21 protein-coding genes and 1 pseudogene are annotated in these 25,978 nt (G+C 67.2%); 4 read left to right on the top strand and 18 right to left on the bottom strand.

Features of this window, described 5'->3' with window-relative positions; all coding sequences use genetic code 11:
* Positions 1-23: 23 nt before the first annotated feature.
* The 8 genes from EJP67_RS29255 to EJP67_RS29225 form a co-directional block, all read right to left on the bottom strand.
* Positions 24-506: an Hcp family type VI secretion system effector gene (locus EJP67_RS29255; RefSeq protein ID WP_019658228.1), complete on the bottom strand. Its 483-nt coding sequence runs from the start codon at positions 504-506 to the stop codon at positions 24-26.
* A 259-nt stretch (positions 507-765) separates the two neighbouring features.
* Entirely contained in the window at positions 766-1,908 is a 1,143-nt protein-coding gene (locus EJP67_RS29250; RefSeq protein ID WP_165909736.1) for a DUF2169 family type VI secretion system accessory protein, read from the bottom strand.
* Positions 1,909-1,967: 59 nt separating this feature from the next.
* Entirely contained in the window at positions 1,968-2,279 is a 312-nt protein-coding gene (locus EJP67_RS33745) for a sulfurtransferase TusA family protein (protein WP_165909735.1), read from the bottom strand.
* On the bottom strand, positions 2,276-2,794 hold the full coding sequence (locus EJP67_RS33740) for a hypothetical protein (protein ID WP_165909734.1): 519 nt from the start codon (positions 2,792-2,794) through the stop codon (positions 2,276-2,278). Before EJP67_RS33740 ends, EJP67_RS33745 begins: the two co-directional genes overlap by 4 nt.
* A gap of 12 nt (positions 2,795-2,806) precedes the next feature.
* Positions 2,807-3,817, bottom strand: coding sequence for a hypothetical protein (locus tag EJP67_RS29240; RefSeq protein WP_126025235.1), 1,011 nt, complete (start codon positions 3,815-3,817; stop codon positions 2,807-2,809).
* A 51-nt stretch (positions 3,818-3,868) separates the two neighbouring features.
* Positions 3,869-5,611, bottom strand: coding sequence for a DUF4150 domain-containing protein (locus tag EJP67_RS29235; protein WP_126025234.1), 1,743 nt, complete (start codon positions 5,609-5,611; stop codon positions 3,869-3,871).
* Positions 5,612-5,648: 37 nt separating this feature from the next.
* The gene (locus EJP67_RS29230; RefSeq protein WP_240650820.1) at positions 5,649-7,640 is read right to left on the bottom strand and encodes a type VI secretion system Vgr family protein; all 1,992 of its coding nucleotides are present in this window, start codon (positions 7,638-7,640) and stop codon (positions 5,649-5,651) included.
* 187 nt (positions 7,641-7,827) lie between these two features.
* On the bottom strand, positions 7,828-8,310 hold the full coding sequence (locus EJP67_RS29225; protein ID WP_019658228.1) for an Hcp family type VI secretion system effector: 483 nt from the start codon (positions 8,308-8,310) through the stop codon (positions 7,828-7,830).
* 573 nt (positions 8,311-8,883) lie between these two features.
* On the opposite strand from EJP67_RS29225, the gene EJP67_RS29220 reads away from it, so the two are divergent.
* Together EJP67_RS29220 and EJP67_RS29215 are read left to right on the top strand one after the other, a co-directional pair.
* The gene (locus tag EJP67_RS29220; protein ID WP_126025232.1) at positions 8,884-9,414 is read left to right on the top strand and encodes an ankyrin repeat domain-containing protein; all 531 of its coding nucleotides are present in this window, start codon (positions 8,884-8,886) and stop codon (positions 9,412-9,414) included.
* Positions 9,415-9,647: 233 nt separating this feature from the next.
* Positions 9,648-9,815 (top strand): annotated as a pseudogene (locus EJP67_RS29215) (phosphate acetyltransferase); the annotation flags it as partial.
* Positions 9,816-9,824: 9 nt separating this feature from the next.
* Here the strand turns inward: EJP67_RS29215 and EJP67_RS29210 are convergent.
* From EJP67_RS29210 to deoC, 10 genes are all read right to left on the bottom strand, one after another.
* Positions 9,825-13,433 (bottom strand): indolepyruvate ferredoxin oxidoreductase family protein, encoded by a 3,609-nt coding sequence (locus EJP67_RS29210; RefSeq protein WP_126025231.1) that lies wholly within the window; start codon positions 13,431-13,433, stop codon positions 9,825-9,827.
* Positions 13,434-13,590: 157 nt separating this feature from the next.
* On the bottom strand, positions 13,591-14,442 hold the full coding sequence (locus EJP67_RS29205) for an AraC family transcriptional regulator (RefSeq protein ID WP_126025230.1): 852 nt from the start codon (positions 14,440-14,442) through the stop codon (positions 13,591-13,593).
* A 53-nt stretch (positions 14,443-14,495) separates the two neighbouring features.
* Positions 14,496-15,548: an ABC transporter permease gene (locus EJP67_RS29200; RefSeq protein ID WP_126025229.1), complete on the bottom strand. Its 1,053-nt coding sequence runs from the start codon at positions 15,546-15,548 to the stop codon at positions 14,496-14,498.
* Positions 15,545-17,128, bottom strand: coding sequence for a sugar ABC transporter ATP-binding protein (locus tag EJP67_RS29195; protein WP_126025228.1), 1,584 nt, complete (start codon positions 17,126-17,128; stop codon positions 15,545-15,547). Before EJP67_RS29195 ends, EJP67_RS29200 begins: the two co-directional genes overlap by 4 nt.
* Positions 17,129-17,141: 13 nt before the next feature.
* Entirely contained in the window at positions 17,142-18,146 is a 1,005-nt protein-coding gene (locus EJP67_RS29190) for a substrate-binding domain-containing protein (protein ID WP_126025227.1), read from the bottom strand.
* Between the two features lie 13 nt (positions 18,147-18,159).
* Positions 18,160-19,212, bottom strand: a complete 1,053-nt coding sequence (locus tag EJP67_RS29185) for an ABC transporter permease (protein WP_126025226.1) — start codon at positions 19,210-19,212, stop codon at positions 18,160-18,162.
* Positions 19,213-19,238: 26 nt separating this feature from the next.
* On the bottom strand, positions 19,239-20,189 hold the full coding sequence (locus tag EJP67_RS29180; protein WP_126025225.1) for a ribokinase: 951 nt from the start codon (positions 20,187-20,189) through the stop codon (positions 19,239-19,241).
* A gap of 5 nt (positions 20,190-20,194) precedes the next feature.
* The gene (locus EJP67_RS29175; RefSeq protein ID WP_126025224.1) at positions 20,195-20,647 is read right to left on the bottom strand and encodes an RbsD/FucU family protein; all 453 of its coding nucleotides are present in this window, start codon (positions 20,645-20,647) and stop codon (positions 20,195-20,197) included.
* A gap of 121 nt (positions 20,648-20,768) precedes the next feature.
* The gene (locus EJP67_RS29170; RefSeq protein ID WP_126025223.1) at positions 20,769-23,189 is read right to left on the bottom strand and encodes an aldehyde dehydrogenase family protein; all 2,421 of its coding nucleotides are present in this window, start codon (positions 23,187-23,189) and stop codon (positions 20,769-20,771) included.
* 5 nt (positions 23,190-23,194) lie between these two features.
* Positions 23,195-24,253 (bottom strand): deoxyribose-phosphate aldolase, encoded by a 1,059-nt coding sequence (deoC, locus tag EJP67_RS29165; RefSeq protein ID WP_126025222.1) that lies wholly within the window; start codon positions 24,251-24,253, stop codon positions 23,195-23,197.
* Positions 24,254-24,482: 229 nt separating this feature from the next.
* Between deoC and EJP67_RS29160 the strand changes: the two genes are divergently transcribed.
* Both EJP67_RS29160 and EJP67_RS29155 read left to right on the top strand, forming a co-directional pair.
* Complete coding sequence (locus EJP67_RS29160; protein ID WP_126025221.1) at positions 24,483-25,271, top strand: DeoR/GlpR family DNA-binding transcription regulator; 789 nt, start codon at positions 24,483-24,485, stop codon at positions 25,269-25,271.
* Between the two features lie 101 nt (positions 25,272-25,372).
* Positions 25,373-25,900, top strand: a complete 528-nt coding sequence (locus tag EJP67_RS29155) for an Lrp/AsnC family transcriptional regulator (RefSeq protein ID WP_126025220.1) — start codon at positions 25,373-25,375, stop codon at positions 25,898-25,900.
* Positions 25,901-25,978: the final 78 nt, after the last annotated feature.

The following is a 25,978-nucleotide window of genomic DNA, read 5'->3' as shown; positions in this document are numbered from 1 at the left end:
ACGCCGCGCCGGGCAAAGGGAGTTCAGGCCTCCTTGTTTTCCTTGATGTTCCAGCCCAGCACCGTCTCGGCGCCCTTGCCGCCCTTGTCGGTCTGCTCCCAGTACTGCTGCTTCACCTTCGCGGCCTGGAACGAGTACTGCACGAACACCGCGTCCGAGCCCTGCTCGGCCGTGTACTGCACCGAGGTGACCAGCACCTCTTCGAGCGTGACGCGCGTGTACTCGATCTGCGAGCCGCCGGCCTTGCACACCGACACTTCCACCTTGCCCAGGTGCTTGCCGCTCGCGCAGTTCTTCAGCACCGAAGGCGCCGCCTTGTCGATGCGCGCCAGCACCTGCAGGTCGTTGAAGCTGGCCTTGCCGACACCGCCGCCACCACCGCTGACCATGTTGCCGGGCTGCGTGGCGCCCCAGGCGAACGACTTGATGTCCGTCCACTCCTTGTGGTTCGAATCCTTCGATTCGCCGTTCGCGCCTTCGACGCGCATGAACATGTCTACTGCCATGAGATCAACTCCCTCGAAATTGCGTGCCCGAACGGGGGCACCAGGAACCAGCCGCCCTTCTTTTGCGGAAGGACGGCAGCGAATCACGAACTGATGGCGCCAGCGCTGGTGACACAGCGAAGCCGGGCCATCTCCAGGACACAACGCATTCGAGCTGCATCGCGTGCTGGAAACTACGTTTGCATCCTAGGCGAGGCATCTTCACCCCGACAGTGCCGAACGACATGCATAAAAAGAACTACAGGTGCCGACCGAGCGACTACGACGGATACGGCGCTCCCGTCACGCGCTCGCTCCCCACATAGCGGCTCCCAGTCTCCAGCAACCTGGACGGATTCTCGATCCGCAGTTCCATCAACTGGATGCCGGATCGCTTGGGAAGCCAGCAGCGCCACGTAAGGTAGACCGACGCCGGGTCGGAATTCATGTCGACGTGAACACCGTCGAGGGTCATCTCCAGCGCGGCGGCTTCTCCATCTGTCCAATGTGCGGCGGCAGACAAGCGCAGGCCCGGCAGCCAGACCTGGATGTGAGAGTGGGCGGGATGCATGTGAAGGAGCTGCAGCTCTTCATCGCCGTTCAGGCGCTCCTCATGGATGAGGCCAGGCGCGGCGTACTGGTAGAAGCGGTAGTCGAAGTCGTCGGGCAGCAGGGGATGCTTGGCTTCCAGCCACGCGTCGTCGAAGGTGCCTGTGAACTGCTGGCGCGGCCGCCATACCGGCGGCAAAGGGGCGAAGCCTTGCGGCACGTAGTCGTGGCGGCGCCAGTCGAGAACCGGGTCGGCCGGGTCTTCAATGCAAGGCGCGGGAATGTCGGCATCCTCCGGACTGTGCTCCGCGTCGACGATGCCGCATCCGATGGGGTTGTGGCGATGGACATCGACGGGCGCCTGCCCGTCGCCCGTGCCCGGTATTGCTCCCCCGAAAGCTCCGCGCCAGTCGAGCGCCACGGCTTTCACCGGCCGGGCGGGCGAGAGCGCCCAATCCTTCGTTCCTCCGGACGCCGCGTGCGTGTCGTCGTCCTTTTGCCTCGCGGTGCACTGCCAGACTCTCGGGCCGTGCACCCGCAGGACTTTCTCGAGTCTGCCCAGTCGCACCCCGGTCAGCCACGAACAGGCCTCCACGCCCTGCGGCGCCCAGCTCGCGCCAAGGATGGTGAGATCGGCCGCCGGCCTGAAGGGCACGATGTCGCAGGTCCGCACCAGCAAGCCATGGGCGGGATCGCCCTCGTAGCGGTCTGCGAACTCGAGTTCGTGCTGTCGAGGTGCAAGCACCAGCGGCGCACCTGGCACGAGATGAAAGCTGCCGCGCACCGCGAGTACGGCCATGTCGGTGCCGTCGCGGTGGAACTGCGAGAAAGCCAGGGCATTGAAAGGAGTGCGGTTCTCGAGGTGAGGAGCCATGTCGGGCTGGATCGGAGCGTCGTGAGGGGTCGAGAAGCGGGGTACGGGCGGTCGCGTCCTCATCGATACCGCAGAACCATGAAGACCCAGTACGCACCCTCGTCACGCGTAGCGAACAGTTGCGCCGGCAACTCGGCGAGCGCACGTGGAATCTCGGTGAAGGCGGCAGGGTCGTCGGCTGCGAGTTCGAGCACCTGCCCCGGTTCACAGTGCCGCAGGGCCTTGCGCAGACGCAGCAGCGGCGTCGGGCAGCGAGTGCCGCGGGCGTCGATATGCAGCGCAGGTACTTTGCCGACAGCATCGGAAGCAGGCGCCTTGCTCGCCGGCAGGAAGATGGCAGGTCGTGCCGGGCCCGTATCGAAGGACGTCACCTCGCCTCCTCCCTCATGGTCCGGAAATCGGGCATGGCCACCACGCGCTGCAGGAGCACGGATTCGATTCCCAGCATCGGGACCTTGAAGTCCACGCCCACCACGCGACCGTCGGCCAGGAAGTGAATGATGCGGCGCCTGCCTGCACGCAGATCGGCGCTGCGGCCGAAGGCCGTGTCCGCCGACAGCTTTCTTCGCGCGCCCTGCGGAGTCTCTCGCCCGGCATCGAGGCCGAAGGGCAGCGGCAGCCTTGCGGCATCGATCTCGAGTTCGTGCAACACCCAATGCTCCGGGTCGAGGGCCGGGGTTGCGTAGGCACTGCGCAGCCGCATGCGAAGGCCGCGCGACAGGCTGGCGTAGTGCGCCGGGACACACGAAGGCTCCGACGGCGGGCACGCCGCTGGCGTGAGCTCCGCCCATTCGGAAAAACCAGGCAGCCAGTCGCCGAGGCCATGGCAGCCGATGCGCTGGGCTGCCTCGGCCACCCATTCCACATCGCTCTTCCACAAAGGCATGGGCAGCCCGCCTCAGGCGATGGGCGGGTTGCCCGGGAACAAGATGCGCTCCCAACGAGCGCCGTCGAAGCGCACGATGTCCCGGTAGCCGATCGACCAGAGCACGCCATCGACCGCCTGCAGCACGTGGCCGTCGACGTGCGCCGGCAAGAGGCCGGTATCCACCGGCATGATTGCGTCGCCCTCGCGCACGAACAGCCCCTCGGAGGTGGCGAGGTAGACCTTGCCGCCGTAGATCGCCACGCCGCTGTAGTTGCGGGTGTCGTCGAGCGCCGAGACGTCGGTGAAACCGGCCGCACGGCTGCCTCGCAGCAGCACACCGCCATAGCCGCAAGCCCAGACTGCATCGGGGCCTTCCACGCACAGTCCGGTGAGCTTCGCGGCTTCGATCGAAATCCGCGTCCAGGCGCCATCGGCCCCGCGGTGGAACAGCAGGCCGGCGTTGCGGTCCGAGTCCCATCCGGCGAGATAGATCGAGTCCTCGCCAGGCCCATCGATCGCGTTCAGCATCAGGTTGTGCTCGCCGTCAGCGGGCTGCAGCAGGCCGTCGTCGACGTGCACCCAGTTGCCTTCGCTTTCAACCCCACTCTCGCTTTCTCGGCGATAGACCTGACCGCCATCGCCGCAGGCGTAGAGGCGGGCACCGACCTGGCGCACCGCATTCATGTAGCCCCAGCCCTCGGAGTCGTCGTCCCAGAGGCCTGCGCCGACGATGCGCTCCATCACCGGCGGCTTGCCGAGCGGCAACCGGACGATGTCTCCGTCCTCGGCGGCAAAGACGAAGGCCTGCGCCGCGCCATCGGGATCGCCTGCACTTTGCAGCGCAGCGGCGCTGACGTTCAGCGGCAGATCGAAGTAGCGCCACTGCACGGGCTTGTCAGGCGTGAAGAGGCAAAGACGCGCAAAGCCGTCGAAGCGCTCCTCGAGCTTCGAGCACGAGACGATCAGGAACTGGCGACTCGCTGCGACACCTGTTTCGATGCGCAACTGAGGCGTGGAGGGAGGAAGCGGAAACTGTTCCATGTGGGTGATGATGTCCGTGCGGCGTGGGTTGTAAGGGTGCTTCGCTTCACTCTATTCGATCGGCCAGCCCGAGGCCTTGAGGGCATCTCGCGCAGCCGCCTTCACGACCTTCGAGGCGGATTTGTAGGCTCGCACCAGTGCGTCGTTCGAGATCTTCTTGAAGAACTCGTCGGTTGCGGCCTCGAATTTGCCCTTGCAGTCGGGCTTGGCCTTGCCGAGTGCGTCGTAGGCGATCTGCTTGACCTTCTCGAAGGGCACGGTGCCGGTGGCGCCCCCCGCCGTGCGGATCGCGTTGTCCATCAGCCGGTGTACGTCGCGGTGCTCGTCCTCGGAGAGGCAGATCGCCGGGCCCTCGTCCAGCGAAGGCGCGCCTGGCACGCGCGGGCCGGGAGCCTTGCGGGTTCCGAGCCGCAGGATGTAGTCCGCGATGATGTGATGGGAATCCTGTCCCGGCGGGCAGTCGTTCTTGCCGTGCGCGCCCGGATTGCAGGGGTCGGGCTTGCCCTCGACGCGCACGCCGGCCTTTGGGTCGGGATTGGCCGCGGCCTGAGTATGCGAAGCCTGTGCCTGCTGTTGCTGTTGCTGCGCGCGTGTACGCTCCTGGGCGATCTGGTCTTCGACGGCCTTGCGCACCTCCGCGTCGAACTTGTCGGCACCCGTGGGCCACCACGAGTCGTAGACGCCGGCCTTGTATTCGGCAAGATGATTCAGGGCCTGGTCGTAGATGGCCTGTTCCTGCGGCGTCTGCGGGTTGATGCCTTCCAGAACTTGCCTGGCTCCGGACTTGCCGAGGATGAGGTTCTCGCCGGGCATCGGCGCACCCTGCACTATCCAGAGCACGAAGAGCATCTTTCCCGCGACGCCCGCGGCCTTGCCGGCCATTCCGGTGCTTCCTGCGGGCCGGGGCATGCCAGCGGGCGGCCGGAAGATGTTGTCGTTGGCCGCCGGGCCGGGCTGGAAGCTTGGCGTTGGAGCCGGCCGGGACTGCGGGATCATGCCGGGGCGTACGTCGCTGACCGTGGCATTGGGCATCTGCTGCAGTTGGGCCTGTGCGAGCAGGATGGGCTTTTCGCCCATCGCCGTGCGAACCAGGCTCGCATAGTCGGCCATGCCCGTCGCGGGGATGAGGCGTGCCTTGCCGGTCTTCTCCTGGTCGGTCTCGTAGTACTCGATGACGGCGCCATCGGCACGCGCTTGCGCGATAAGCGCCTCGGCCTCGCTGTCGTCGATGGCGCTGCCGTCGTCGGGCGACCAATACGTGCCGCGGTCCTTCTTGTAATTCAGCTCTCCGACGGTGTTGCGCCGGTTCATCCAGAAGGTGTCGCCATCGCGTACCAGCCACTGGCCATTGACCCGGACGACCGTGGACGCAGTCTTCGGCTCCGCGATGTCGCCGACAGTGCCCGACTTGATGCCCGTGGCCGAGCCCGCCTCGTCGCCCTTCACGCGCGTGACGACGCTGTCGAACCTGAAGGCCTTGAGACCCGTGAGGAACACGTCCTGCGAAGTGTTGGAGTCGTCGCCGAGCTTGCCGATGATCTGGTACGGGATGGGTGGCGTCGACGAGCCGATGGGCGTCTTGCACACATCGGGAGCGGTGCAAACCACGATCGCCTGCCCCGCGTCCCGGCCAGCCTCGGGCGGTGCGGCGCTCCCGGGCGACCTGGGTGCGGGCTTGCCGATGACGACGGCGAGGCGAGCGATACGGCCCGATGCCGCGCCGCCCGGGAACGCCCCACCCGGGGATGCCGACAGGAACGCCGACGAGGCGGTGGCCTTGGGGTCCAGCGCCATGGATCGCGGTGTCCTGGTTTCCTTGGGGGCCGAGGTCTCAGCAGAGGTCGATGACCTTGCCGTTGATCCGCACCGCGCCGGTGGCCCGGAAGTCGAACTTGGCGCCGGTGAGCGTCACCTGGCCATCCTTCGTCATTTCGAGCCGGCTCTTGCCCACCGTGATCACGAGCCTCTCGCCGACATCGAGCGAAAAATCCTCGCCGATGGTCTCGCTCTTGCTCTTGCCCACCGCAACCGTCTGGGTCAGCCCGACCAGCGATGTCTTGGCGATGCCGACTTCCTCCGACGAAGTGAGCGCGACGAAGCGGTTCATGTTCTGCAGCACCGTCAGCAGCTCGTTGGCCTTGATCGTCTCCATGCGGTTGTTGCCGATGGTGATGGTCTCGTCGTGACCCACGGTTTCGGTGCGGTCATGGCCGACCTTTACGGTCTCGTCGCGATCGATGGTCTTGCTGCGGTCACGACCCACCCAGTGCGTCTCGTCGTTCTCGACCTCGACGTCCTGGTTTCGCTCGGCGTGCAGCCACACCTGCTCGGCACCCTTCTTGTCCTCGAAGCGCAGCGCGTTGGCATTGGCGTCGGTCGCGCCCTCCGAGCTGCGGGTGAGCATGCCGCTTTGCGTCGCGTTGGCGGGCAGCGTCCAGGGTGGCATGTTGTCGGCGTTATAGACACGGCCGGTGACGATGGGACGGTCGGGATCGCCGTTCTCGAAGTCGACGATCACCTCCTGCCCGATGCGCGGAATCTGGATGCCCCCGAAGTTGGTGCCGGCCCAGGGCGACGACACTCGCACCCAGCAGGAGCTGTTCTCATCCTTCGTGCAGTAGCGGTTCCAATGAAAGCTCAGCTTCACCCGGCCGTATTCGTCGGTCCATATTTCGCGCCCGGCCGGGCCCGTGACGATCGCGGTCTGCGGGCCCGCGGTGCGCGGGCGCGGAACGTCCGGTGGGGGCGCGCGAAAGATCTTGCTCGAGGGGATCACCTCGAAGTCGACCCGGCACTCGAACTCCTGCTGCGCACTGGCATCGCCGATGTCCTGCAGCCGCAGGTGCGCATGTGTCACGAGGTATTCGCGGTTGGACTCGTTCTGCGGATGCCGCTCCAGCGTCATCAGGCAACCCGGCACCACGGCGCGCAGGTTTCCAGAGCCGCTGGCGCGCTCGCCCTGGCTGCCGGTTTCCTCCATTCGGGTGCGCACCAACTGCTCACCCTCGGACTCGACGACGTAGTCGCCTGGCCAGCCATAGCGCTCCTGGTTGCTTTGCGCTGTTCTGCGCGGCATTGCGCTCACCTGCTGAAGTCGGGCCCTGGGCCGCTTGAAATCGAAATCGTCGGTGACCCACTGGCCGCTTTGCAGCGTTTCGCAGGCGTTGAACCGGTCGCAGTGCTCGGCGCGTACGGTGTCGTCGGCGCCGTAGAAGGGGATTTTCTGGTAGCCCGCATCGACGTACGGCTGATGCGCGGACATGTCGTCGACGATCACCAGCTTGTGACTAGCTTCGGAGTGCTCGAAGAAGTAGTACAGGCCCCATTCGTGCAACAGGCGCGCGACGAAGTCGAAGTCGCTTTCGCCGTACTGGACCTGGAACTCGCGCGCCGGATAGCTGCGGACGACCTTCACCTCATGGGCAAAGTCGTAGTCGAACAGGACCTCTCCGAGGATATCGAGCACGGTCTTGTTCTGGAATATCCGGTAGTCGCTCGTGCGCGTGGCCAGCGTGAACCAGGGCTCGATCACCGCTTCGTACAGTGCGCGGCGGTTTTCCAGGCGCAGAAAGCGCACGCGCGTGACCAGGCCCGAGATGTGACGCTTGCCGTCGCCGGAACCGGGGCGGCCGTCGAGCACGATGTGCGCGGTGAGCGTCTCGCCCACGAGTCCCTTGACGTTCACGTTGGCGGCCTGCCGCTCGTTGTAGCCGGCCTGCTCGGGCGTGCCGAGCGTCAGGGTGTAGCGGAAAAGCTTGCTCAAACCTTCGTCGCCATCGATGGCGATGGGCTCCAGTGCGGGTTGCCCGCCCAGCATGGGCATCGCGGCACAAGAAGCGGTGAGAACGCGGATTGCCCGCGCTGCGCCTGTTGGCATGTCACTCTCCCCTGAATCCGGATCAACGCAAGAAAGTCAAGACAGCGAACCGGCCCTATGGCCCGGTGAAGCAGGAGCAACACGCTCACGGCTCACGCGAAAAAGCACGCGCAGGGCGTGCCGTGAAAGGAAATCAGGCTTCCTTGTTTTCCTTGATGTTCCAGCCCAGCACCGTCTCGGCGCCCTTGCCGCCCTTGTCGGTCTGCTCCCAGTACTGCTGCTTCACCTTCGCAGCCTGGAACGAGTACTGCACGAACACCGCATCGGAGCCCTGCTCGGCCGTGTACTGCACCGAGGTGACCAGCACCTCTTCGAGCGTCACGCGCGTGTATTCGATCTGCGAGCCGCCAGCCTTGCACACCGACACTTCCACCTTGCCCAGGTGCTTGCCGCTCGCGCAGTTCTTCAGCACCGAAGGCGCCGCCTTGTCGATGCGCGCCAGCACCTGCAGGTCGTTGAAGCTGGCCTTGCCGACACCGCCTCCACCGCCGCTGACCATGTTGCCGGGCTGCGTGGCGCCCCAGGCGAACGACTTGATGTCGGTCCACTCCTTGTGGTTCGAATCCTTCGATTCGCCGTTCGCGCCTTCGACGCGCATGAACATGTCTACTGCCATGATCGATCTCTCACTGGGTTGTGGCCCCCTCCGGGCGCCTTTGCCGCCATTGCAGCGGAAATATTGAATCCGGTTGTGGCAATACGTCTCGTGTGCCTCCGGGCCGAACAGGTGCGATGTTCGGACATGACTGTGACAAATCGATTGAATTCAGAAGAATTCCTTTTCTCTTCGAGCCACTTTTCACAAATCAATTTTTCAGGCCGCGAAATATGAAAACCAAAGGAGTTAATCAAAGTTTGCAAACGCATCCACTTTGAGAACCAAACAACTCATTGAACAGAGTCATTGCTGAACGCAGAAAGGGCCCGTCATCCACAAGATGACGAGCCCTTTGATCTCCAAGGCACCAGGAGCAGCCAAGAAGACGCCTGCGACTCGCTCAACCAATTCTCGGCCAGGGCCGGCACAAGCTCGGTCGCCCTGTGCATGAAGTTGAAGCCATGCAACCGAGCCATGAGCGAATTCTTTGCACGATCAAGACAGTCTCTTCGTTATATTCGCATGGGTCGGCATTCGCCAACTGCTGCGATGCACCGACGAATCCAAACAATATCAAGGAGGACGGGATCCATGAAACACCCCAAAAGCCAACACAGCGCACAGCAATTCGTGAGAGTACTCACTGCCGGCGTGCTGACCATTGCCGCCTGCAACACGCTCGCCGCAGAACCACTCAAGAAGCCCGCGGCCGCCGAGTGCAAGAAGCTTGCGCCGTCGGCGAAGGACATCGGTGGCGATACCAATTTTTCCCGCGCGGTGGCCAGCCAGAAAATTGATCTCGTGAAGAAGATGCTGGCCTGCGGCGCCAATGTAAATCTGAAGACGGACGAAGGCTGGTATCCCATCCACACTGCGGCCTACGATGGCACTGCGGAACTGATCGACCTACTCGCAAAGCAAGGTGCCAATATCAACGCCAAGGGAGACTTTCAGGGCTGGACGCCGTTGCATATGGCAGTGGAAGGCCGAAACCTCGATGGCGTCAAGACGCTGCTGGCACTGGGCGCAAAGCGGGACATCAAGGATGCCAGCGGCAAGACCGCTTATGAGAATGCAACGAGCAGTAGCGACAGAAAGGACATTGCCGAGTTGCTCAAGTAAGCGGACAGGCGAAAGTCGGAGGACGCAGTCGCACTCAAGATTTGGAGCTTGGTTCCAGAATCAACCTGGTACCGTTGCAGCCGAATATGTGGGCTCAACCATCCACGAGCGCGCATGGCGCCTCCCAAACCCGCCCTCACTCTCACTACGACCGCCTGATCGCCACCGCGCGCGGCCTGCCTCCTGCAAGTTGCGGTGGTGCATCCCGCCGACGCGGCGTCGCTGGAGACTACCTGACCTCCCTCGATGGCGCCTATGCCGCAGGCATCGTGCTGGGGACGAAGGTGCCGGTGATCCTCACGAGCCGGGCCGATTCGGAACCGGCCCGGCTCGCCTCGTGCGCCGTCGCGTCCATGCTCGCGAAAGCGGGGCGCGACAAGCTCATCAAGGCGGTGGGCTGAGCCCGGCGCTCAGCGCGCGCCGGCCACGATCGCGATTCCCCTGATCTGGCCCGCGGACGGCGCCCGCTCGGGCTTCGGATAGCGCGCCGGCGCGAAGCGGTGCAGCAGCTCGGACTCCTGCATCTTCGCGGCTTCGAAGTTCGCGAGCTTGACGTGGCCGAAGCCGCGAATGGACAGCGGCAGCGCCGCGATGCGCGCAGCCGTCGCCTGGTTGCCCGCCGAGAGTTCGCCCGCCATCGCTTCGAGCAGGCCATCGAAATGCGAGATCAGCTCGCGCTCCATGCGCCGCTCCGCGGTGCGTCCGAAGAAGTCGAAGGCCGTGCCGCGCAGCCGCTTGCCATGCGCCAGCCAGCGCATCGCGGGCAACATCCAGCTTCCAATGCGGATCTTGGCGGGCGCCTTGCCGTGCGCGCCACGCGAGAGCACCGGCGGGGCCATGTGGAATTCGAGCTTCAGGTCGCCTTCGAACTGCTCGTTGAGCTTCTGCAGGAAGGCGCCGTCGGTGTAGAGCCGCGCCACTTCGTACTCGTCCTTGTAGCTCATGAGCTTCAGCAGGCTGCGCGCCGCGTTGCGCGTGAAGGGCAGGCTCGCGTCGCCGCCCTGCAGTGCAGCCTCGCGCTCGCGCAGGCTGCGGATGCGCTTCTCGAATCGGTCCGCCCATGCGGCGTTCTGGTAGCCCGTGAGATGCCGGCGCGCCTCGGCGATCAGCACGTCGAGCGGTCGCTCGTCGAGGGAAGAAGCCTGCGCATCGGCGGGCGCCGCGCGCAAAGCGTCCAGCGCCTCGGGGTTGCCGGCCGCGAGCCGCCCCAGCGAAAAGGCCGACTGGTTCGCGGCCACCGCCACGCCGTTGAGCTCGATCGCATGCATCAGCGCCTCCAGGCTCAGCGGCACCAGCCCGCGCTGCCACGCGTAGCCGGCCGCGACGATGTTCGCCGCCAGCGTGTCGCCGAGGAACTCCTCGGCCAGGCTCTGAGCGTCGAAAGTCTCGACCTGCTCGTCGCCAGCCACGAAGCGCATCTTCTCCAGCAGAAGGTCGACATGCAGGTCGGCATCGGGGTTGCGCAGCGACTCGGCCACCGGAATCTCGTGCACGTTCGCGAGCACCCGCGTGCGTCCGTGGCGCACGGTCTGCAGCGCGTCGGCCGATGCGCCCACCACCACGTCGCAGGCGAGGATGGCGTCGGCCTGCTGCGTGTCGATGCGCACCTGGTGCAGCCGCTCGCGCGAATCGGCCAGGCGCACGAAGCTCAGCACCGAGCCGCCCTTCTGCGCGAAGCCCATGAAGTCGAGCACGCTCGCGGCCTTGCCTTCGAGGTGCGCGGCCATGGCGATCACCGCGCCCACGGTCACCACGCCGGTGCCGCCCACGCCGGTCACGAGCAGGTCATACGGAGCGGCCCAGGCGTGCTCCGCCGGGTACGGCAGCGCGGCCACGCGGTGCAGGAAGGCATCGCGCCCCGAGGCGAGCGCACCGCTCTTGCGGCGCAGCTTGCCGCCCGTGACGCCCACGAAGCTGGGGCAGAAGCCCTTGGCGCAGGAGTAGTCCTTGTTGCAGCTGGTCTGGTCGATCTTGCGCTTGCGGCCCATCGGCGTCTCGTGCGGCAGTACGGCCACGCAGTTGCTCTGCACGGTGCAGTCGCCGCAGCCCTCGCACACGGCCTCGTTGATGAAGAGGCGCTTCGGCGGATCCGCCAGCTCGCCCTTCTTGCGGCGGCGGCGCTTCTCGGCGGCGCAGGTCTGTTCGTAGATGAGCACCGTCACGCCCGCCATTTCTCGCAGGCGGCGCTGCACATCGTCGAGCGCGGCGCGGTCGTGAAACTCGGTGCCGTTCGGAAAGCGGTCCTTGATGGCGTCGTACTTGCCGATGGCGTCGCTCACCACCACCACCTTGCTCACGCCTTCCGACTCGACCTGCCGCGCGATGGCGTCCACGCTGATGACGCCGTCGACCGGCTGCCCGCCGGTCATCGCCACCGCGTCGTTGAAGAGGATCTTGTAGGTGAGCGTGGCCTTTGCCGCCACGGCCTGCCGGATCGCGAGGTAGCCGGAGTGGTAGTAGGTGCCGTCGCCCAGGTTCTGGAAGACGTGCGGCGTCTTCGTGAACATCGCGTGCGAGATCCAGTCCACGCCCTCGCCGCCCATCTGGATGAGACCCGCGGTGCTGCGGTCCATCCAGTTGGCCATGAAGTGACAGCCGATGCCCGCGCGCGCGGTCGACCCCTCGGGCACCTTGGTGCTGGTGTTGTGCGGGCAGCCGGCGCAGAAGTACGGCAGGCGCTTGACCGCGTCGCTCGCGTTGGCCAGCAACTCGGGCGGCGTGAAGTCGCGCACATGCTGCAGGTGGTCGCCCAGGTCGTGATTGTCGGGGAAGTGCACGGCCAGCCAGTGCGCGACCAGCTCGATGAGCCGCGAGGGCCGCAGCTCGCCCAGCGCCGACACCAGCGGCTGGCCTTCGCGGTCGTGCTTGCCCACGAGCACGGGACGCGCATCGGGCGGCGCGTTGTAGAAGATGTCGCGCAGCTGCGTCTCGACCACCGCGCCCTTCTCCTCGACGATGAGGATCTCTTCCAGCCCCTGCGCGAAGGCCTTGATGCGCGTCTGCTCCACCGGAAAGCTCAAGCCCACCTTGTAGAGCCGCACGCCCGCGCGGGCCAGCTGCTCGGGCGAAAGCTCGAGCCGGCGCAGCACTTCCATGAGGTCGTGGTGCGCCTTGCCGCAGGTGACGATGCCGACCTTCGCGTGCTCGCTCACGATCACGTGGCGGTCGATGCTGTTGCGCCTGGTGAATGCGGCGACGGCCGCGAGCTTGTCTTCGAGCCGCGACTCGATGCGCAGCGAAGGCAGGTCGGGCCAGCGGTAGTGCAGGCCGTCCGGCGGCGCATGATGACCGGTGGCGGCGCTCACCGCATCGGCGTCTTCCCATGCGCTGACGCGGGCATTGATCGCGTCCAGGTCCACGGTGCCCGCGCTCTCCACCACTTCGGACAGCGCCGCCATGCCGACCCACGCGCCCGAATAGCGCGAGAGCTCGTAGCCGTACAGCCCGAACTCCAGGTACTCGGCCACGCTGGAAGGCTGCAGGATGGGCATGCGCCACGCCATGAAGGCGTGGTCGCTCTGGTGCGGCATCGACGACGAAACGCAGCCGTGGTCGTCGCCCGCCACCACAAGCACGCCGCCGTGCGGCGAAGAGCCATACGCATTGCCGTGCTTGAGCGCATCGCCCGCGCGGTCGACGCCGGGGCCCTTGCCGTACCACATGGCGAACACGCCATCGACGGTGCGCTCGGGGTCGGACTCGACCCGCTGCGTGCCCAGCACCTGCGTGGCAGCGAGCTCCTCATTCACGGCCGGCACGAAGCGGATGCCCGTCTGCTTGAAGCGCTCGCCGGCCTTCCAGATCGCCTGGTCGACCATGCCCAGCGGGGAGCCGCGATAGCCGCTGATGAAACCCTGGGTGTGCAGGCCGCGCTGCGCATCGCGCCGGCCCTGCATCACGAGCACGCGGATCAGCGCCTGCGTGCCGGTCAGGAAAACCGAGCCGGATTCGGCCCAGATGTTGTCGGAGAGTTGGTAGCCGGGCCGTCTTATCGCGGTGGCATTGAGTGGGGCATTCATGCCCGGAATTGTTCTGCCGCCTTCCGAGGGAGTGCTTCTTCAATGCACTAGCGCAGACCCTTGTTTGAAGAATAATTCACCTGAAAACAAGACAAAAAGAAGTTTTTATTTTTTATTTCTTCAGATCCTGAGAAAACACCAGTCTCCCGGCGCTACCTCACCTTCCGGCGCCCGCGTGCCGCGCCCGGAACTCGCCCGGCGTCATGCCTTCGAGCCGCCGGAAGTGGCGGTTGAAGTTCGAGAGGTTGTTGAAGCCCACCTCGTAGCAGATGCTGCTCACGTGCTGGCGCGTGGAGGTCAGCAGGCCGCAGGCCTTCGCCAGGCGCAGGCCGATGATGAAGTCGGTGAAGGTCTTGCCGGTCGCGCGGCGGAAGCTGCGCGAGAGCGAGGTCCTGCTGGTGCCCACGAGCGCGCTGACCTCCGAAAGCGACAGCGGCTGTGCGTAGTTGTTCCGGATGTGAAGCAGAGCTCTCTGCACGTGCAGCGTGCGGCCCGGCCCGGCGGCGTCCGCGTGCACGGGGATTCGGGCCAGCAGCCGGAAGTCGGTCCACTGCGAGAGCTCATTCAGCACGGCGGTGAATGCCGAAAACCGTGCCAGCCCGTGCAGCGTCGAAAGGCGCCTCAGCTTGGTCAGCGTCTCCGCACCCAGGCCGACGAAATGCACGCCCTGGCGCGCGCGCGAAAGAAGCGGCCCGACGTCCGACAGCTCCGGAAATATCGCCGCGCCGCGCCGCAGCGGCTCATCGCTGAAGCGCAGCACCAGTCCGTCGTCCGGCTCCGCTCGATACGCCAGCCTCAGTGTCCGTGGCAGCAGGGGCCCGAGCAGCACGACCGCGCCGGGTGCGAGCGTATGCGTCTCTTCGCCAGCGCCGCTGCCGACGCGCAGGCATGCCGGGGCGCTTCCGATCAGGTGCAGTTCGTGGTCGTGAAGGCAGCTGCCGGGGTCGAAGCCTCGCCCCGCGAACGGGCTCGGCTCCTCGCAGAGAACGGTGGCATTGGCGTCGGACATTCGATTGCGATCCACAAGGCCTCGTGGCGATGGCGCGGCGGCCGCATCCCCGGTCAGTCGCGCGAGCGCATCGCGAAGAAGCCCCCGGCCACCAGGATGAACGCCCCGATGATCACCTTCTGCCAGGTGCTGGGCACCCCCGCCAGGATCAGCACGTTGTTGATCAGCGTGACCAGCACCACGCCCAGCAGCGTGCCGCCCACGGTGCCACTGCCGCCGGTGATGCGCGCGCCGCCGAGGATCACGGCCGCGATCACGTCCAGCTCGTTGCCCACCAGGTCGAAGGGGTTCGCCAGACGCGTGCTCGACACGTGCACGATGCCCGCAAGCCCCGAGAGGAACCCCGCGTACGCGAACACGAAGACATGCACCGTGCGCAGGTTGTAGCCCAGCCGCTCCGCAATGGCCAGGCTGCCGCCGATGGCGTACACCGCGCGGCCGATCAGCGTGCGGTTCAGCAGCCACCAGGTCAGCACCGCCGCGAACACCAGCACCAGTACGGTGGCCGGAAGCACCACGTGCAGGCCCTGAGGCGTGTCGAAGCGCCACAGCGCCAGCTTGCCGAAGGCATCCATCGGCGCCGGCACGTTCATGAAGAACACGGTGCCCACGAAGGTCAGCAGGATGCCCCGGTACAGGTACTGGGTGCCGATGGTGACGATGAGCGAAGGCGCCTTGAGCCAGTGCACCAGCAGCCCGTTGATCACGCCCAGCAGCGCGCCGCTGGCCGCGCCGGCAACCAGCAGCAGCGCGATGGGCGCTTCCGGAAAGTAGTTCAGCACCAGCTTGGTGATGCTGTACATCGTGAGCGCGGCAATGGCCGCGAACGACACGTCGATGCCGCCGGCAGCCAGCACGATCAGCACGCCCAGTGCGAACAGGCCCAGCACCGTGCAGGCGCGCACGATGTCGAACAGCACCGGCAGCTGGAAGAAGCTCGGGTTGATGGCGCCCACGGCCAGGCTCGCCAGCACGATCAGTGCGAGCGTGAAGACCGAGGGGCGCTGCGCGAGCCAGACGCGCAGCGAGACCCGCGCCTGCGGCGGGTGCGGAGCCGATTCAGGCGCGGCCGGCGCGGACTGCGCTTGCATGGTGGAAGCCGTCATGAGAATGCGGGAGAAGGTGTGTCGGAAACCAGCGCGTGATAGAGGTCGCTCTCGGCGAGCCCCTGCGCGTCGAAGTCGTTGGCGATGCGGCCCTTGCGCATCAGCAGGATGCGGTCGCAGTTCTGCAGCAGCTCCTGCAGGTCGTCGCTCACCAGGATCACGCCCAGGCCCTGCTCTGCCAGCCGCTGCACGATGCGGTAGATGGTGTCCTTGGAGCCCACGTCCACGCCAACGGTGGGGCCGTGCAATATCAGCACGCGCGGTCCGATGGCCAGCCAGCGCCCGATGAGCACGCGCTGCTGGTTGCCGCCCGAGAGCGACTGCACCGGCCTGTCGACGTCGGGCGTGGCGATCTGCAGGTCGGCCACGGTGCGCTCCGCCAGCGCCTGGCACTGGGTTGTATCGAGCGCGCCGAAGCGCCCGCGCAGGCGGTTGAGCACCGCCGTGACGATGTTGTCGCGGATCGGCTTGTCGAGGAACAGGCCTTCGCTGAGCCGGTCTTCGGGCACGTAGCCGATGCCCTGGCGGATGCCGTCGGTGGGCGTATTCAGCGCGATCTCCTTCGCGTCGAGCAGCACGCGTCCGCGGTCGGCGGCCTGCACGCCGGCCAGCGCCAGCGCGAGCTCGTTGCGGCCGGAGTCGAGCAAGCCGGTCACGCCGAGGATCTCGCCCTTGCGCAGCGTGAAGCTCACGTCGCTGAACTGCGCGCCGCGGCCCAGGCCTTCGACCTTCAGCAGCTCCTCGCCGCCGTGCGAGCCGTGGCGGTAGCGCTCGCCGTCGAGGTGCTTGCCGGTCATCCAGTGCGCGATCTCGGCCTTGGTGAAGTCGCGAATCGGGCCCTGCGCCACCTTCGTTCCGTCGCGGAACACGATGGCCTGGCCGCCCATGGCCATGCACTCGTCGAGCTTGTGGCTCACGAAGAGCACAGCCACACCCTGCTCGCGCAGCGCCTCCACCACGCGAACGAGGTTGTCCACCTCCTTCTGCGTGAGCGAGGTGGTGGGCTCATCCATGATGACCATGCGCGCGCGCGTGGCCACCGCGCGCGCGATGGCCACGAGCTGCCGCGTGGCGATGGGCATCTCGTCCACGCGCCGCGCGAGGAAGGCCGCGTCGGTCGGCAGCTTCACCGCCTCCAGCGCCCGCGCGGCCGTGGCCGCGAGCGCCTTGCGGTCGAAGCGCCGCGCCAGCCGGCCGCCGGTTGCAACCAGCTGCTCGCTGAGCGCGACGTTCTCGGCCACGCTCATGTTCGGCAGCAGCGACAGGTCCTGGTAGACCGTCTCGATGCCGAGGCTGAGCGCCTGCAGCGGCGACAGCGAGTCGTACGGCCGCCCGTCGATCACGATGCGCCCCTGGCTCGGCGGCTGCGCGCCCGAGATGATCTTGATCAGCGTGCTCTTGCCGCAGCCGTTCTCGCCGAGCAGGTGGTAGATCTCGCCGGCCTCGATGCGCAGGTCGATGCCGCGCAGCGCGTGCACGCCCGCGAAGCGCTTGTGCACGTCCTGCACTTCGAGGAACACCCGGCGCCCGGCCGGTGTGTCGGCCGGGCTTGCTTGCGTGGAAGGCGCGGTCAGGGTCATGGCTGCAAGGCGGTCAGAACGAATACTTCTTGTAGTTCTGCTTGTCGACCTCGACCCAGGCCTGGCCCGTGACGATGATGCCCACGCCCGGGCCCTTCTTCACCGAGACCTTGTTGTAGCCGGGCACGCCCATGTCGGTGCCGTCGGTGATGGTCTTGCCGTCCAGCAGCATCTTGGCCGCCTTGTTCATGACGATGCCGGCGTCCTTCGGGTCCCAGAAGGCGATGCCGCCGACCGCGCCCGACTCGAGGAACTTGGCCGCCTCGCTCGGCAGGCCGGTGCCGAAGACGCAGATCTTGCCCGCCAGGCCGGCTTCTTCCACCGCGCGGCCGATGCCCAGCACGTCGAGCGACGACGAACCCTGGAAGCCCTTCAGGTCCGGGTGCTTGCGCAGCATTTCCTTGGCCTTGCCGTAGGCCTTCTCGGCGTCGTTGAGCGACTCGTTCTTGGCGTCGACCAGCTGCATCTTGGGGTACTTCTTCGCGTTGGCGGCGCCGCCGTCGGCCCACTGCACCTGCGACTGGCTGCCCAGCGAGCCGACCAGCGAGGTCCACTTGCCCTGCTGGCCCATGCAGGCGGCAAGGCGCTCGTTGATGCGCGCGCCGTAGGCGGTGTTGTCGAAGGCCTCGATGTCGACCATGGTGTTCTTCTGGTTGTCGGCCTCGTGCGTGACGACCTTGATGCCGCGTTCCATCGCGCGCTTGAGCACCGGCTCCAGCGTGGGCGGGTCCATCGACACCACCGCGATCGCGTCGACCTTCTTGGCCACCAGGTCTTCCACCAGGCGCTGCTGCTGCGCGGCGTCGGACTGGGCCGGGCCGATCTGGCGCGTGGCCACGCCCGGCGTGCTGCTGCCGAACTCCTTCACGCCCACTTCCATGCGGTTGAACCAGCTGATGCCGGTGATCTTCACCACGGTGACGATGTCCTGCGGCTTGCCCTGCGCATGCAGCGCCGAGGCGAAGGCGACGGTGCCCAGTGCGAGCACGGTGCAGGCGATCTTGGTTTTCTTCAGCATGTTCGTTTGTCTCCTAGCCCTCGGTGGTTCTCTGCGTCGCGCCAGGAGGGGGCTGATGCGGCGGTGCGCTGGTGCGCGAAACGGAGATGAAGCTGCGCAGGTCGGCCAGGCTGAAGCGCGCCGATGCCAGGAAGAACAGCAGCAGCAGGCCCCAGGCGCAGTCGCGGAAGAAGTTGGAAATGCCCAGCAGGTTGAAGGTGCTCGACAGCAGCTGCAGCGCGACGGCCGAGAAGAACAGACACACCATGCGCCCGTAGCCGCCCTGCGGCCGCACGCCCGCCATCACGGTGATGAGGATGGCGATCAGCAGGTAGGAGTTGCCGTAGTCCGACTTCACGCTGGCCGTGCGGCCCGCGATGATCACGCCCGCCACCGCCGCCAGCACGCCGCACAGCGCGTAGGTGGCGATCAGCATGCGGCCCTGCGGAATGCCCGCGTAGCGCGCCGCCTTGGCGTTGGTGCCCAGCAGGAAGAGCCGGATGCCGAACGGGCTCTGCTTGAGCAGCCAGCCCACGGCCAGCAGCATCGCGACGAAGATCGCGAACGGAATCGGCACGCCCAGCACGTTCTCGTTGCCGATGGCCGAAAGCGGCTCCGCATTGCCCACGCGCAGGCTGGAACCGCCCGTGAGCACCACGGCCAGGCCGGTGTAGAGCAATTGCGTGCCCAGCGTGCAGAGAATGGGCGTGAGGCCGGCGCGCGCAATCAGCACGCCGTTGAGCAGCCCGCCTACCAGCCCCGTCGCGAGCGCGACCGCGGCAAAGGCTCCGGTATAGGCCCACGGCGCAGCATCGGCATCGACCAGCATCGGCGCCAGCGTGGCCGCCACCACACCCGAGAGATTGGCCAGCGCCACGCCCGAGAGGTCGATGCCACCGTTGCCGGAGATCATGGACAGCGCCACGCCCATGGCCAGCAGGCCGAGTTCGGGCAGCTGGCCGCCCATCGACTGGAAGTTGTAGACGTCGAGGAAGTCGCCCTTCGACAGCACCGTGGCGACCACGAGGATCGCGACGTTGATGCCGACCAGGAAGTTGAGCTCGCGGTCTGAAAACCTGAATTTCACGGAAGGCTCCTTTGCGGCTCGCGTTCTCAGGCTGCGGCCCGGCCCAGCAGCGCATCGACCTCGGCACGCGTGGGCATCGAAGGCGCGGTGCCGGCGCGCGTGACCGAGATGGCTGCCACGGCCGAGCCGAAGCGAGCGGCTTCCAGCGGAGACGCGCCCTCGGCCAGTGCGGCAGCGAAGCCGCCGTTGAAGGCATCGCCAGCGCCGGCCGTTTCCTTCACCGCGCCGGCATGGAACACGGGCAGGTGCACCGACTCGCTCGCGCTATGCAGCAGCGCGCCCTTGTCGCCGAGCGTGATGAGCGCGCAGCCCACGCCCTTGGAGAGGAAGAAGTCGCCCGCGCGGCGCGCATCCTCGACGGTCTCGACGGCGATGCCGCTCAGCGCGGCGGCTTCGTGCTCGTTCGGCGTGATGAAGTCGCACAGCGGGTACACGGCATCGTCGAACGGCAGCGCGGGCGCGGGGTTGAACACCGTCACCGTGCCGGCAGCGCGCGCAAGCTCCAGACCGCGCTGCGCGGCGCCGGCGGGCTGCTCCAGCTGCGTGACGAACACCCGCGCGCCGCGAATGGCGTCGGCGGCCGCATCCACGTCCGCCGAGTCGATGAGCGCCGCGGCGCCGGGCACCACGATGATGGCGTTGTCGCCCGTGACCTCGTGCACGTAGATGAAGGCCGCGCCGGTCGGCTGCGTCGTCACCTGCGGCACGCGCGGCGTGATGCCCTCCTCGGCCCAGAGTGCGAGCGCATTGGCGCCGAAGGCGTCCTGCCCGAGCTTGGAGATGAAGGTCACCTGCGCGCCGGCGCGCGCCGCCGCCACCGACTGGTTCGAGCCCTTGCCGCCGGGGCCCATGGCGAAGCCGGAACCGGCGATGGTCTGGCCCACGCCCGGAAGGTCGGCCGCACGGAAGGCGAGGTCGGCCACGAAGATGCCGAGCACGGCGACGCCGCGCTGCTGGTGCGAAGAAGCCGTGCTCATCGCGATCAGGCCTCGGGGGCGATCACGCCCTTCTTGAACACGAAGCAGCCGTAGAAGCGGCGCTCCCCGGTGGCGATCACGCAGTAGGCGCGGCGCGCGGCTTCATAGAAGGCGAAGCGCTCGATGGAGCCCATCGGACGCGGGCGCCCTTCGGCCGCGTCGATCTCGCGCTGCATCTCCTGCTGCACGGGCGGGATCTCATTGGGCGCCCCCATGATCTCCATGCGCCTCGCCGGATCTTCCACCGCGTTGTCCAGCGGCAGCACCGAAAGAATGGCGCGCGCCGCCTCGGTGGTGCCCACGCCGTCGATGCGCAGCAGCCGGCCCAGCGAGGTCTGGCGGGCGACCGAGTCGGCCGGGAAATTGGCGTCGCACAGCACCAGCTCGTCGCCGTGGCCCATCGCGCGCAAGGCGTAGAGCACGTCTGCGTTGAGCAGCGGATGGATGGACTTCAGCATTCGGTCTCCTGAATTGGTATGGCTTTCGCGGCTGCGATCTTAGATAAAGAAAACGTTTGCGCAAACGTTTGCTTCTCGGGGATTTCCCTTGGTTTCGATAACAGGAACGATGGCTGCCCGTTCATTCGCCATAGGGAATCCAGATGTTCTTGACCTGCGTGGCGTGCCGCAGGAACACCGGGCCTTCGCCCGATGCGAGGTCGTGCCAGTCGGTGGCCAGGCCGTGGTCGACCAGCGTGCGCTTGAGGTTGCCGACAGACAGGCGCTCGGCATCGCGCGACAGTTCCTTCGCGCTGAAGACCCAGAGCGCGTCGACGTCGTCGTGCTCCGCCAGCGTGCGCACGAGGCCCGCGGCCGGGCCCGTCACGATGTTGACGACGCCGCCCGGCAGGTCGGAGGTTTCGAGCACCTGGTAGAAGTCGGTGGCGACCAGCGCGTGCTTCTCGCCCGGCACGATGACCGTGCGGTTGCCCATGGCGAGGTTCGGCGCCAGCAGGCTCACGAAGGACAGCAGCGGCGCCTCGTCGGGGCAGACCACACCCACCACGCCGATCGCCTCGACCGTGGCCAGCGCTACGCCGCGCAGCGGCGGCACATGCACCGTGCCCTCGTACTTGTCGGCCCAGGCCCCGTAGGCGAAGAGGCGGCTCACCGATGCATCGACCTCGGCCTGCGCGGCCTTCGCCGCAACGCCGGTGAGGCTCGCGATGCGCACGGCGAACTCGCCTGCGCGCGCCGAGAGGTTCTCCGCGAGGTAGTAAAGCGCCTGTGCGCGGCGATGCGGCGTCGCGCTCGACCAGCCCGCGGCCGAGCGCGCGGCGGCGACCGCGTTGCGGATGTCCTTGCGGTTGCCCGCGCCCACCTCGCCGGCACGCTGCCCGTTGGCGGCGAAGATGCTGCTGGAGAGTTCGCCATCGGGCCGCACCTGCTTGCCGCCGATGAAGAGCTTGGCGGTGCGGTCGATGGCGGGCAATGCGAGCGGAGTTTCGTTCCTGGCATCCGCTGCTTCGTTCGCTGCGACGACGGCCACGTCATCGGCGCGCGGCTTGCGCTGCGCCCACGCGCGCGGCTTCAGGTATTCGTAGCAGCCCTCTCGCCCGCCCTCGCGGCCGTAGCCCGATTCGCGGTAGCCCCCGAAGCCCACGCCAGCGTCGAACAGGTTGGTCGCGTTGACCCACACCACGCCTGCCTGCAGCTGCGGCGCGATGCCCAGCGCGAGGCCGATGGTCTCGCTCCACACGCTGGCCGCGAGGCCGTAGCGCGTGTTGTTGGCAAGCGCGACGGCTTCGTCTGGCGTGCGGAAGGTCATGGTCACCAGCACGGGGCCGAAGATCTCCTCGGTCGCGACGGTGGATGCCGGCTGCACGCCCGTCAGCAGCGTCGGCGGAAAGAAGCTGCCGCCCGGCGGCAGCGCGCCCGGCGCCTGGTAGCAGCTTGCGCCCTCGCGCACGCCGGTGGCCACCAGCGAGCGCACGCGCTCGAGCTGCGTGGAGTCGATCAGGCTGCCCATGTCGATCGCCTTGTCCAGTGGCGAGCCCACGCGCAGGGTCTGCATGCGGCGCTTGAGCCGCGCGATGAAGTCGTCGGCGATGCCTTCCTGCAGCAGCAGCCGCGAACCGGCGCAGCACACCTGGCCCTGGTTGAACCAGATCGCGTCGACCACGCCTTCGACAGCGGCGTCGATGTCCGCGTCGTCGAAAACGATGAAGGGCGACTTGCCGCCCAGCTCCAGCGTGAGCGACTTGCCCGTGCCCGCCGTGGCGGTGCGAATCAGCCGCCCCACTTCCGTCGAGCCGGTGAAAGCGATCTTGTCCACACCCTCGTGCGCGACCAGTGCAGCGCCGGTGGCGCCGTCGCCCGTCACCACGTTGAGCACGCCGCGCGGCAGGCCCGCCTGCGCCGCGAGCTCGGCGAAGAGCAAGGCGCTCAGCGGCGTGAACTCGGCGGGCTTCAGCACCACGGTGTTGCCCAGCGCGAGCGCGGGTGCGATCTTCCACGCGAGCATCAGCAGCGGGAAGTTCCACGGAATGATCTGGCCGACCACGCCCAGCGGCACCTGGTCGGCGAACTCGCGCTCCTGCAGCTGCGCCCAGCCGGCATGGTGATAGAAGTGGCGCGCGGCCAGCGGCACGTCGAGGTCGCGCGTCTCGCGGATCGGCTTGCCGTTGTCGAGTGCCTCGACCACCGCGAGCAGGCGCGCATGGCGCTGCACCATGCGGGCGAGCGCATACAGATGCCGCGCACGGCCATGGCCGCCGAGCGCGAACCAGCCCGGCTGCGCTGCGCGCGCGGCCGCCACCGCGGCATCCACGTCCTTCGCCGAACCTTGCGCGATGCGCGCGAGGCGCTGGCCGGTGGCCGGCTCGGCCGTGTCGAAATGCGCGCCCTCGGCAGCGAGCGTGAAGCGTCCGTCGATGAAGTGGCCGAAGCCTTCGGCATGGCGCGCGAGCCATTCGCGCGCGTCGGTGTCGCTCTCGGGCGCGGGGCCGTAGTCCATGGTGTCGAAATAACGTGCGACGTTGTTGTTGTTGCTGCTGCTCATCGGGCTCATCCGATCGGGTGGCGGTTGTAGGCCGAGTAGCGGCCGGTGACGTGGTGCTCCAGCTGGCGCTCGATGTCGGCCAGCAGCGTGGAGGCGCCGATGCGGAACAGGTCGGGCTCGAGCCAGTCGCGGCCCAGCTCCTCCTTCATGAGCACCTGGTAGTCGAGCGCCGTCTTCGCGGTGGAGACGCCGCCCGCGGGCTTGTAGCCCACGCGCAGACCGGTGCGGGCCTCGTACTGGCGGATCATCCGCAGCATCGCGAGCGTGACCAGCGGCGTGGCGTTCACGCCTTCCTTGCCGGTGGAGGTCTTGATGAAATCGGCGCCGGCCATCATGCAGACCATCGACGCCTTCGCGACGTTGCGCAGCGTCTTGAGCTCGCCGGTGGCGAGGATCGCCTTCACGTGCGCATCGCCCGCCGCGCGGCGGAAGTCGAGCATCTCGTCGTAGAGCTTCTTCCACTGGCCGGCGAGCACGTGCTCGCGGGTGATGACGATGTCGATCTCCGAAGCGCCGTCGCGTACCGAGGCCTCGATCTCCTTGAGCTTGAGCTCGTGCGGGATCAGCCCCGCCGGAAAGCCCGTGGATACCGCCGCCACCGGAATGCCGCTGCCTGCCAGCGCCTCGACCGCCGTGGAGACGAAGCGGTGATAGACGCACACAGCACCCGTGTGCAGCTTGCGGTCGGCAAACCCGAGTGCGGCCAGCAGGTCGGGGCGAACCGGCGTCACGGCCTTGGCGCAGAGCCGCTTCACGCGCTCGGCGGTGTCGTCGCCGCTGAGCGTGGTGAGGTCGATGCAGGTGATGGCCTTGAGCAGCCAGCCGGCCTGTGCGTCCTTCTTGACCGAGCGGCGGCCGGGCAGCGTGGCCACGCGGCGCTCGGCGGCAGAGAGGTTGAAGCGGATGCCGTCGATCCAGCCGAGGTCGAAGGGCTGGGCGGTGTTGCGCGCGGCAGCGGGGTGGGTCTGCGCCGGCGTCCCGGCGGGCGCCTGGGGCGCGGCCGCAGGCGAAGCCGGGCGCGAGCGCACCGCGCCGCTGGGGCGAACGAGGGAAGTGGAAGTCATGGATGGGCGAGCGCCGTGGCGCGCAAGGGCCGCGACTGCGGCGGGACGGCTGGGTACATGTCTTTTGTCTCCGGGCCTCATCGCATCGCATTGCATGGCGATGGCCTTGGTGTTCGTGTTGGGACAAATGTTATTACAACAACATTTAAACGCGCAATATGTTTTTCAAACAACATTGAAACGACATGCGATGCCCGATACTCCAGAGCGTGGACCTGAGGAAACGAACATGAGAAGAACCGCCGGAGCCGAGGCCCGGGCCGTGCGCCTGGCCAGGATGCAGGAACTCGTCGAGGCCGGCGGCCCGCTGCCGATCAAGCAGGCGGCGCAGCAACTCGATGTGACGGAAATGACCATCCGCCGCGACCTGGCATCGGCGGAATCTCCCCTCTCCGCCCTCGGCGGCTACGTGCTCGCGACCACGCTGCCGGGCGCCGAGCGCTACTCGCTCGACGAGGCCAGCGACCAGCATGCGGCCAACAAGCGCCTGGCCTGCGAACGCGCCGCCGGGCTCGTGCAGCCGCACGACAGCCTCTTCATCGACTGCGGCACCACCATGGTCCATTTCGCCGAGGCGCTGCCGCCCGAGATGCCGCTGAGCGTAGTGTGTTACTCCACGAACATCGCGCAGGTGCTGAGCCGCCGCCCGAACACGCAGCTGATGCTGCTGGGCGGGCTCTACCACCCCTCCTCGGCCACCTTCTTCTCGGACGAGGGCCTGCAGTACCTCGCCAGGCTGGGCGTGAACAAGGCCTTCATCTCGGCGGGCGGCATCGACCTGGAGCGCGGCGCGAGCTGCTCCAACTTTCACGAGGTGCCGGTGAAGCAGGCGGCAATCCGCAGCGCGTCGCAGAGCTTCCTGATCGTCGACGAAAGCAAGCTCGGCACGCTGCGGCCGGCCTTCTTCAGCCCGCTCGACGCCTTCGCGCGCATCGTGGTCGGCGGCTCGCCCGAGGCCTCGCTGAAGAAGCAGTTCAAGGACCTGCCACTGGAATTCGCGCGCGCCGCCGACGCATAGGCGCTGCATTGCCCTGACGCATCGATCGGGGAGAATCGCGACGACGGACGGGGTCGGCACTCGGCTCCCTCCAAACCCCATCACTACACGCGACCTCCGCGATGAATGCCGGCACCGTTTCCCTCGACGAGCACTGCCTCAAGATCCTCTCCGCGCTGCAGCACGACGGCCGCCAGACCGTGCAGCAGATCTCCGAGGCCGTCGGCCTCTCGCCCACGCCCTGCTGGAAGCGCATCAAGGACATGGAAGCCGCCGGCGTCATCCGCGGCTACACCACGCTGGTCGACCCCGAGCTCGTGGGCCTGCACGTCTCGGCCGTCGCCGAGGTGAACCTCGACCGTCACAGCGAGACGATGGTGCAGCGCTTCGAGGAAGCCGTGGCCGCGAGCCCGCAGATCATCCGCTGCGTGTCGGCCACCGGGCCGGCCGACTACATCCTCAACGTGACCGTGCCCGACATGAAGCACTACGAGCGCTTCCTGCACGAGGTGCTGTTCAGCCTGCCGGGCGTGACGCACGTGCGCTCGAGCATCGTGCTGCGCGAGATCAAGTCTGAAACAGCGCTGCCGTTGGACCACCTGCTGCCGGGCACGCCGCGCGCGACCGGCTCGCGGCGTGGCGCCGGATGAACTGAGCTCTCCCAGAGGCTTCTTCGAAAACGGGGCGTGCCTGTAGCAAGCACTGAACACTCCCGCCGGCCTCCAGCG

The organism is Variovorax guangxiensis (genome assembly GCF_003952165.1).
Classification (GTDB): domain Bacteria; phylum Pseudomonadota; class Gammaproteobacteria; order Burkholderiales; family Burkholderiaceae_C; genus Variovorax; species Variovorax guangxiensis.
This window is presented reverse-complemented; position numbering and strand designations above follow the sequence as displayed.

What these genes read in the sequence shown, in the direction of transcription:
- EJP67_RS29160 (WP_126025221.1), top strand. Translation starts at nt 24,483, where the DNA reads ATGAGAAGAACCGCCGGAGCCGAGGCCCGGGCCGTGCGCCTGGCCAGG.
- EJP67_RS29250 (WP_165909736.1), bottom strand. Translation starts at nt 1,908, where the DNA reads ATGGCTCCTCACCTCGAGAACCGCACTCCTTTCAATGCCCTGGCTTTC.
- EJP67_RS29205 (WP_126025230.1), bottom strand. Translation starts at nt 14,442, where the DNA reads ATGTCCGACGCCAATGCCACCGTTCTCTGCGAGGAGCCGAGCCCGTTC.
- EJP67_RS33740 (WP_165909734.1), bottom strand. Translation starts at nt 2,794, where the DNA reads ATGCCTTTGTGGAAGAGCGATGTGGAATGGGTGGCCGAGGCAGCCCAG.
- EJP67_RS29155 (WP_126025220.1), top strand. Translation starts at nt 25,373, where the DNA reads ATGAATGCCGGCACCGTTTCCCTCGACGAGCACTGCCTCAAGATCCTC.
- EJP67_RS29210 (WP_126025231.1), bottom strand. Translation starts at nt 13,433, where the DNA reads ATGAATGCCCCACTCAATGCCACCGCGATAAGACGGCCCGGCTACCAA.
- EJP67_RS29190 (WP_126025227.1), bottom strand. Translation starts at nt 18,146, where the DNA reads ATGCTGAAGAAAACCAAGATCGCCTGCACCGTGCTCGCACTGGGCACC.
- EJP67_RS29170 (WP_126025223.1), bottom strand. Translation starts at nt 23,189, where the DNA reads ATGAGCAGCAGCAACAACAACAACGTCGCACGTTATTTCGACACCATG.
- EJP67_RS29255 (WP_019658228.1), bottom strand. Translation starts at nt 506, where the DNA reads ATGGCAGTAGACATGTTCATGCGCGTCGAAGGCGCGAACGGCGAATCG.
- EJP67_RS29175 (WP_126025224.1), bottom strand. Translation starts at nt 20,647, where the DNA reads ATGCTGAAGTCCATCCATCCGCTGCTCAACGCAGACGTGCTCTACGCC.
- EJP67_RS29220 (WP_126025232.1), top strand. Translation starts at nt 8,884, where the DNA reads ATGAAACACCCCAAAAGCCAACACAGCGCACAGCAATTCGTGAGAGTA.
- EJP67_RS29195 (WP_126025228.1), bottom strand. Translation starts at nt 17,128, where the DNA reads ATGACCCTGACCGCGCCTTCCACGCAAGCAAGCCCGGCCGACACACCG.
- EJP67_RS29240 (WP_126025235.1), bottom strand. Translation starts at nt 3,817, where the DNA reads ATGGAACAGTTTCCGCTTCCTCCCTCCACGCCTCAGTTGCGCATCGAA.
- deoC (WP_126025222.1), bottom strand. Translation starts at nt 24,253, where the DNA reads ATGACTTCCACTTCCCTCGTTCGCCCCAGCGGCGCGGTGCGCTCGCGC.
- EJP67_RS29180 (WP_126025225.1), bottom strand. Translation starts at nt 20,189, where the DNA reads ATGAGCACGGCTTCTTCGCACCAGCAGCGCGGCGTCGCCGTGCTCGGC.
- EJP67_RS29230 (WP_240650820.1), bottom strand. Translation starts at nt 7,640, where the DNA reads ATGCCCATGCTGGGCGGGCAACCCGCACTGGAGCCCATCGCCATCGAT.
- EJP67_RS29200 (WP_126025229.1), bottom strand. Translation starts at nt 15,548, where the DNA reads ATGACGGCTTCCACCATGCAAGCGCAGTCCGCGCCGGCCGCGCCTGAA.
- EJP67_RS29225 (WP_019658228.1), bottom strand. Translation starts at nt 8,310, where the DNA reads ATGGCAGTAGACATGTTCATGCGCGTCGAAGGCGCGAACGGCGAATCG.
- EJP67_RS29235 (WP_126025234.1), bottom strand. Translation starts at nt 5,611, where the DNA reads ATGGCGCTGGACCCCAAGGCCACCGCCTCGTCGGCGTTCCTGTCGGCA.